Source organism: Streptococcus sp. 2741 (assembly GCF_013276315.1).
Taxonomy (GTDB): domain Bacteria; phylum Bacillota; class Bacilli; order Lactobacillales; family Streptococcaceae; genus Streptococcus; species Streptococcus pseudopneumoniae.
Window position 1 is genome coordinate 1 of record NZ_VMKU01000013.1, and the last position, 7507, is coordinate 7507.

At 41.8% G+C, this 7507-nt stretch carries 5 protein-coding genes and 10 tRNA genes; all 15 read right to left on the reverse strand.

What is annotated here, in order from left to right; genetic code table 11:
* Window positions 1-286 precede the first annotated feature (286 nt).
* Entirely contained in the window at window positions 287-1465 is a 1179-nt protein-coding gene (locus HT671_RS01720) for a LysM domain-containing protein (RefSeq protein WP_172923014.1), read from the reverse strand.
* 162 nt (window positions 1466-1627) lie between these two features.
* Entirely contained in the window at window positions 1628-2251 is a 624-nt protein-coding gene (locus HT671_RS01725; RefSeq protein WP_050223655.1) for an HAD family hydrolase, read from the reverse strand.
* Between the two features lie 3 nt (window positions 2252-2254).
* A complete protein-coding gene (locus tag HT671_RS01730) occupies window positions 2255-3535 on the reverse strand; it encodes an MATE family efflux transporter (RefSeq protein WP_138703099.1) in 1281 nt (426 codons plus the stop codon).
* Window positions 3536-3595: 60 nt separating this feature from the next.
* The gene (thrC, locus tag HT671_RS01735) at window positions 3596-5080 is read right to left on the reverse strand and encodes a threonine synthase (RefSeq protein ID WP_050223657.1); all 1485 of its coding nucleotides are present in this window, start codon (window positions 5078-5080) and stop codon (window positions 3596-3598) included.
* Window positions 5081-5156: 76 nt separating this feature from the next.
* A complete protein-coding gene (locus tag HT671_RS01740) occupies window positions 5157-6434 on the reverse strand; it encodes a glutamyl-tRNA synthetase (protein ID WP_050223658.1) in 1278 nt (425 codons plus the stop codon).
* Between the two features lie 106 nt (window positions 6435-6540).
* Window positions 6541-6624: transfer RNA gene (locus HT671_RS01745), tRNA-Leu, on the reverse strand.
* A 9-nt stretch (window positions 6625-6633) separates the two neighbouring features.
* A tRNA-Gln gene (locus HT671_RS01750) sits at window positions 6634-6705 on the reverse strand.
* A 13-nt stretch (window positions 6706-6718) separates the two neighbouring features.
* A tRNA-His gene (locus HT671_RS01755) sits at window positions 6719-6791 on the reverse strand.
* 14 nt (window positions 6792-6805) lie between these two features.
* Window positions 6806-6876, reverse strand: a tRNA-Trp gene (locus HT671_RS01760).
* 4 nt (window positions 6877-6880) lie between these two features.
* Window positions 6881-6961, reverse strand: a tRNA-Tyr gene (locus HT671_RS01765).
* 12 nt (window positions 6962-6973) lie between these two features.
* Window positions 6974-7046 (reverse strand) — tRNA-Phe (locus HT671_RS01770).
* A gap of 3 nt (window positions 7047-7049) precedes the next feature.
* Window positions 7050-7123: transfer RNA gene (locus HT671_RS01775), tRNA-Met, on the reverse strand.
* Window positions 7124-7133: 10 nt separating this feature from the next.
* Window positions 7134-7223, reverse strand: a tRNA-Ser gene (locus HT671_RS01780).
* A gap of 82 nt (window positions 7224-7305) precedes the next feature.
* Window positions 7306-7379 (reverse strand) — tRNA-Ile (locus tag HT671_RS01785).
* A 33-nt stretch (window positions 7380-7412) separates the two neighbouring features.
* Window positions 7413-7483, reverse strand: a tRNA-Gly gene (locus HT671_RS01790).
* Window positions 7484-7507 lie beyond the last annotated feature (24 nt).

Here is a 7507-nt window from a genome sequence, read left to right on the forward strand (position 1 = left end):
TTTGAAAACAATTGAGTATAAAGTAAAATAGATTGCAAGAATGTTGCTTGAATCATTACAAGACAGAAACTTCCCATCTTCCATTCAAATTGATACTCAATGAAAATCAAAGAGTAAACTAGAAAGCTAGTCGCAGGTTGCTCAAAGCACAGCTTTGAGGTTTCAGATAAAACTGACGTGGTTTGAAGAGATTTTCGAAGAGTATGACAAATAAAAAACGAACAAGACCTACTTCCTATCACGAAAGCTAGATCTCATTCGTCAAAATGATATTACCAAGTCTGGTTTATCCATTCATTGAAACGTGAACATGGTCATAGTGGTTTTCTGTCACACTACCGCGGTCTGGCATTGGATTCCAAGTGTTAGCTGGCCCATATTTGCTATCGAATGGAGCATAGAAACGTTGTTTCCAGATGATGTAACTAATGCCGCGGCTGGCCATATTTTGAATAGCGTATTCCGCAATCTTATCCCCTAGTTCTGAGCTTTCTGGTACAATAAAGTCAATAGCCAAACCTTTTCCGTGATCTCCACTGTCTCCTGGACGGTAACCACTAAAGAATGTGATGCCAAACAAGTTGGCAATTTCTTCTTTAAAGGCAGCCGTTTGTGGTTGAAGGCCTGCATTTTCAGATTTCGCTACTGCAAGTCCAGCATAATCAGGCGCAGCTGGAGCTGTGTAAGTTGTTGAAACTATCTTCGTCTCTTCTGGTTGATAAGTAGAAACTGTTGGTGTAGCTCCATTTGATGATGCTACTTCTTTTGCTTCTGAACTTGTTGCAGTTGTTTCAGGAGCTTTTTCTTCTACTGGTGTTGTAGTTGCTTCTACTGCTGATTCAGCTTGAGTGCTTGCTTGAGTTTCATCTTTCTCAGCTGGAGTCATTGCCTGAGGAGCTGCTTCTGCAACTGCACTACTTGTTTCGGCTGTTTGCTCCTCTGGGACAGAAGTTCCTGTAGATGGTGTCACTTCTTCTGTAGCAGTCACTGTCTCTGTAACTTCTGAATTTGATGAGACTTCTTTTGGCGCTTCTGCAATTGGTTGAGAAAGATCTGCAACTTGAACAGTTTGATCATCTACAGTCACTTGATTGGTTGTCAAATCTGCTATCGCAGTTGTCACTTCTTCATTAGAGTCTGCTTGGGGTGTTTGGATTTCAACTTCCGTTACTTCTTCTACTTCATTGACAGTCGTTGTCAAAACAGTTTCTGGGAAAATCAAGTCCATATTAGTGATTTTATTCAAATTCGCAAGAACTGTGACATCTACACCCAAGGCTTCTGCAATTGTGCTCAAGGTATCACCATACTGTACTGTATAACTTGTTTTGTTGTCCGTTTTAGTCAAATCATTTTGGATTTGCTCAACACTACGTGCAGTCCAAAGAACTTCTTCTGCTTGAGTTGCCAATACTGGGGCAAATGACAAGGCTACTGTTGAAGCTAATAATATTCTTTTCTTCATTCTTTCCTATTCCTTTCAAATGAGTACCTGTCTATGATAACACAAAAAATGCAGAAAAAAAGCCCTCTCGGGCCTATTTAACAGAACTGTCTATTCCTTGTAACAAACTCTGTTACTTGAAACAGTTTGTTAGGTCTCTGTCACAAAACTGACACAATCTTTTTATCGCTTAGCCTTAAAAAAACGGGAAATATCTGCTAACGCTTGAATCCTGTGATTTCCTTCATAAGTCGACTCTAAAAAGTTGATACTTTGAATCCCACTATTCTGGGCAAATTCCACATCCAGAGTCCGGTCCCCTATATAATAGGTGTTATCAGGATTCAGCTGATACTTGTCTAGCAAATATATAGCCGCTTCTGGACTTGGCTTCCGCGTAAAGCCACTCTGACTGGTTAAAATCTCTGTAAAATAAGATTCCAAACCCAAGTCTCTGAGAATGGTAAGAGCATTGTCTCCCTTATGAGTGTAAACAAACTGCTGAATTCCTGTTTGGTCTGCCCAATTCAACACCTCACGCGCACCTGGCATCAAAACTACCTGAGCATTCTTCTCAGCCAGACTCTGTGCACGCACCTGATTTAGCATTTCCACATCCAGCTTTCTCTCTTCCGCAACTTTCTCCAACAAATCCTGCACAGAATACTTGAGGATAAACTCTCTCACCTTCTCCTTATCATAAGGAATAGAAAATTGAGCATAGGTCTCCTCAATCCCTGATAAAATCGCTTCGTAAGAGTCCAATAAAGTCCCGTCTAAATCCCAAATAAAAGCTGTTTTTTGCATTTCCTATCCTTTCAAGCTCATATAACGCTGGTAACGATAACGTAGAAATAACCAGCGAAAACCATTATCCAAGAGAGTCCCTGCCCAAATACCAGACAAGCCCCAACCAAGCACAATCCCCATCAGATATCCTGTTCCAATGCGGATACACCACATTCCTATACTTGTCGCATAAAAGGGAAGCCGAGCATTGCCCAACCCCTGCCAGACTGCTGTATAGATGACTGTTCCTATCGTCATAGGAGTACCAAGTAGTGAAAAAAGTGTCACTAGCACACTAGCCTCCACCGCTAGAGAATCAGTCGTATAGAGATGAGTTAGTGGTATACCCAAAGCATAGATACTGAAGGTCAAGGGTAACATGAGGATCAGAGAAAGCCAAAAAGTTCGCTTGCTTAAATTAGCCACTTTTTTCCAATTATCCTCCCCAACTGCTCGGGCCACTATCATGACCGTTGCCGTAGCTACGCCAAAGGCAGGCATATAGTTAAACTGGGTCAAGACTTCTCCGACTGCATTTCCAGCCACTGCCTCCGTTCCAAAAGAAACGACCAAGGCAATGATCACGACATCACCAGCCAGCATCATAAGCCGCTCTCCAGCTGCTGGCAAAGCTAGGGTCAATAGTTCCTTATCTAAACCAAAAATCGGTTTCTCAAAAGGCAGCTTTAATTGCGACCACAAAATCACAAGACCAACCAAACGAGACAGAATAGTCCCCCAAGCAACACCCGCTATCCCCATATCCAGTACAAAAATAGCTAGACTGGAAAAGAGAATATTCAAGGCATTGGATAAAAAACTAACATAGAGGGGCAAACGTGGATTATGCGTTGCACGAATCAAGGAACCAAGACTGGTCATCAAGCCCAAGAGAACAATCGATCCGCCTACCAAAGATAGATACAGTCCACCACTCTCAGCTACAGCCCTCTCCGTTCCCAATAGTCCTATCATCTCTTTCCCAGCGAAGATGGACAAAAATCCTAAAAGGAAACTTAAGAGTAAGGTAATCTTCAACGCCTCAGTCACATGATAGGCTAGCATAGATTGATCCTTCTGCCCCAAACTTTTTGAAATAACACTGGAAATAGCAGCTCCCAGAGCGATGAAAATCGCCTGGTAAATCGTGATAATATTGCCAGCTACTGATACACCCGAAATAGCTATCAAGCCCAAGTGGGCTACCAAGTAACTGTCCGCCATTCCCATGAGCATCTGCAAAAAGTTTTCACCCATAGCTGGTAAGGCAATATTAAGAATATCTTTATTTTTCTTAAACAATCTCTCCTCCTGATGAAAAGAAACTCAGTTGGTTTCCCAACCGAGTTTACTCCCTCTGTCTTAAAGTCCTAGATAAGCCTCAACCGCTGCTTGCATGTCAGTAGCTGCCACTGTTGTCTTGTGACGAACAGGAGCTGTTTCAAGCCCATCAACTGCTGGCGGCACTGCCACTCCTGAAATATCATGTAATTGAGCCAAGGCTTCAAAGTCGCCAAGCCCTGATTTTCCAGTCACAGCTTCTACTACAACCACTGGGAACTTGTATGGACTAGCTGTTGAAGCAATCACTGTCTTAGTCGCATCCCCAGTAGCCGCTTGGTATTTTTTATAAACTGCTGAGGCAACCGCCGTATGTGGATCCTCGATATAAGAATCTGACTCATAAACACGTTTGATTTCTGCTGCAGTTTCTTCCTCAGTCGCATATTCAGCCGCAAAGAGATCAAGAATCTCTGCATCAAAATCTGTCAACTCATATTGTCCTTGCGTGTTCAAGGCATTCATGAGTTCAGCAGTCTTTTCAGCATCATTACCCAAAAGATGGAAAATCAAGCGCTCCAAGTTTGAAGACACCAAAATATCCATAGATGGACTAGTTGTTACCTTAAACTCACGTTTCTTATCGTAAACACGTGTCTTGAAAAAGTCTGTCAAAACATTGTTGTCATTTGAAGCACAGATCAATTTGCCAACTGGGAGACCAATTTGCTTAGCATAAAAGGCAGCCAAGATATTTCCAAAGTTTCCTGTTGGTACTGTGAAGTTGACCTTATCACCAGCCACAATCTCACCAGTCTTAACCAACTGAGCATAGGCATAAACATAATAAACAATCTGTGGCACCAGACGACCAATGTTCATAGAGTTTGCAGATGAAAATTGCAACTTGTTGGCCGCTAATCTTTCACGAAGAGCCCCATCGTTAAACATATGCTTCACATTTGTTTGGGCATCATCAAAGTTACCATCTATTGCGATAACATGAGTATTACCACCAGTCTGAGTGGTCATTTGCAACTCTTGTACCTTGCTGACACCATCCTTTGGATAAAAGACAATAATCTCAGTACCAGGCACATCCGCAAACCCCGCCATAGCAGCTTTCCCCGTGTCACCAGATGTCGCTGTTAAGATGACAATCTTGTTCACCAAACCATGCTTCTTAGCAGCTGTTGTCATAAAGTATGGCAAAATAGACAAGGCCATATCCTTAAAGGCAATCGTTGAACCATGGAACAGTTCCAAATTGTATTGACCGTCTAATTTCACCAAAGGCGCTATAGCTGGAGTATCAAATTTACTATCGTAGGCATTGTTGATACAGTAGTCCAACTCTTCAGCTGTAAAGTCATCTAAAAATGCTGACAAAACAATCTTAGCAACTTCCTGATAAGAAGCAGCTTTCAATTTGTCAAAGTCCAAATCTACCTTTGGATAAGTAACCGGTGTAAACAAACCGCCGTCCGTCGCCAAACCTTGCAAAATAGCTTGGCTAGCAGTTACTGTATTGTTGGCATCACGCGTTGATTGATAAACTAATGTCATTACTCTCTATCCTTTATCTATAGTCTCTTCCATTATATCATGATTTTTCAGAAAATTCTCCCTTTAGTAAGAGAAATTATAGGCTCAATTCTTCTTTCAAAGGCTGTAGGTAGGTCATTTCTTTCTTATTTCTCATCTTCAGTCCTTCCTCGGCTAGCAGGAGTAAGTCTTTGGAAAATCCAATAATCGCAGTTTCTTCCTGATCTGTAAGCTTTTTCTTAGAAAATTGTCGTCTTAAAAATTTATAATTTCGCCCAAATTCTTTAAAGAAAGGTGCTGTTTCTAAGTAAGCTTCTAACTTATCTAAATTAACTAATAATCCCAAGTGAAAGGCAGCAGAAGCGAAGGTTTTATCTAGAGGCTGAGTACACACACTACGAAACTCAACTGTTCCTCGAGTCGTTAAGTCTTGGTACTGGTAACTACGATGAGTTTCAAAATCCTTCTCTTGAGGGTAAATAAGAATCTCATCCCCATTAAGAGCATATGCTTGGATTTCAGATGTAGCCAAATAGTCCCTAGCCTGAATGGGATAAAAATAATAGGTTTGTCCATCACGTTCCGCAGTAAAAATCGCAGAATGATCGAGATAGTCAAAAAAATCATCTTCATCATCAAAAAGTCTAGTATTAACCCCAACATTCTCTGGATAGATGCCATGCATCGATTCTTCCCAGAAGATGTCCCTTGAAATTTTTGTATCCCAATCCGCACCTGTAAACTCAGAATTGGCAAATACATAAGCCTTAGCCGCTTCAATTTGAGTAAAAGCATTAATCACCCGCAAGTAGTTGGTTTTTGAAATATCCAGCTGAACCTGGCTCCCACAGATAAAAGTACCATATTCAGGGAAATGATGTAAATCTGATTTAATAATATTTCTACTCAAATTCAAATAATCCATCAACATCTGATAGCGTGGATAAGCCACTGGACAGTTCTCATTCTTATCCCAGTTAGGATGAATGCCACAGCCAACAATAGCATGATTTGATTCACTTAATTTTCTCTGAATTACATTCATATAATTATTAAAACGATTCTCTACCTCTTGAATCTCTTTAACCTTACCAAACGCAAATTCAATCGTAGTATAGGAAACTTCAAACAAAATAGCATCCTGACTTATCGGATCTACTAACTGGATCAGATTGCCAAAATCATCTACCTTTGCTACGGTGAGATCCAAAGTAGAAACTAAATAATGAAATAGATCCTTTATAACTTCAACATCTGTAGCATCCCCTTCTAAACTTGCAACAGGATACTCCAACTCAATTCCGACAAACAATTCAGGATTTTCTTTAATATTTTTCAAATACCGATGTTTTAATAAATCGATAGAACAAGACATACTCCCCTACACTTTCTTAATCTAAATAAAATTTGAATAACTACTATTATACCAAAAATAATACAAAAAAGGAACGAAGATTAACTACGTTCCTAACGCTATACTATACCGGCGGCCGGGGTCGAACCGGCACGTCCTTGCGGACACTGGATTTTGAGTCCAGCGCGTCTGCCAATTCCGCCACGCCGGCAAATAGTAACTGGGGTAGCTGGATTCGAACCAACGCATGAGGGAGTCAAAGTCCCTTGCCTTACCGCTTGGCTATACCCCAATAATATAAAATAGGCGAGTGATGGGGATCGAACCCACGCATGCCAGAGCCACAATCTGGTGTGTTAACCACTTCACCACACCCGCCATAATTCTATTAACACGGGCAGTAGGAATTGAACCCACACTGAAGGTTTTGGAGACCTTAGTTCTACCTTTAAACTATGCCCGTAAAATGGAAGGGGAGGGATTCGAACCCCCGAACCCGAAGGAGCGGATTTACAGTCCGCCGCGTTTAGCCTCTTCGCTACCCTTCCAAAATATATAAATGGCGCGAGACGGAATCGAACCGCCGACACATGGAGCTTCAATCCATTGCTCTACCAACTGAGCTACCGAGCCTTATTGCGGGAGCAGGATTTGAACCTACGACCTTCGGGTTATGAGCCCGACGAGCTACCGAGCTGCTCCATCCCGCGTTAATATAAAAGGAGGATGTGGGATTCGAACCCACGCACGCTTTTACACGCCTGACGGTTTTCAAGACCGTTCCCTTCAGCCGGACTTGGGTAATCCTCCAAAATAGTTTATACGGGAACAAACCCGTGTCCTCTTAGTGAAAAGATAATGTTTCAATTCTCTAGTAATGGACTAAACACTATGGGCACGAGTGGACTCGAACCACCGACCTCACGCTTATCAGGCGTGCGCTCTAACCACCTGAGCTACGCGCCCAAGTTAAAACTTGGTACAAAGAACAAAGTTCAAAGCGGGTGACGAGAATCGAACTCGCGACAACAGCTTGGAAGGCTGTAGTTTTACCACTAAACTACACCCGCTAAAATGGGAGTTAACGGGATCGA

What these genes read in the sequence shown, in the direction of transcription:
- HT671_RS01720 (WP_172923014.1), bottom strand. Translation starts at nt 1,465, where the DNA reads ATGAAGAAAAGAATATTATTAGCTTCAACAGTAGCCTTGTCATTTGCC.
- HT671_RS01725 (WP_050223655.1), bottom strand. Translation starts at nt 2,251, where the DNA reads ATGCAAAAAACAGCTTTTATTTGGGATTTAGACGGGACTTTATTGGAC.
- thrC (WP_050223657.1), bottom strand. Translation starts at nt 5,080, where the DNA reads ATGACATTAGTTTATCAATCAACGCGTGATGCCAACAATACAGTAACT.
- HT671_RS01740 (WP_050223658.1), bottom strand. Translation starts at nt 6,434, where the DNA reads ATGTCTTGTTCTATCGATTTATTAAAACATCGGTATTTGAAAAATATT.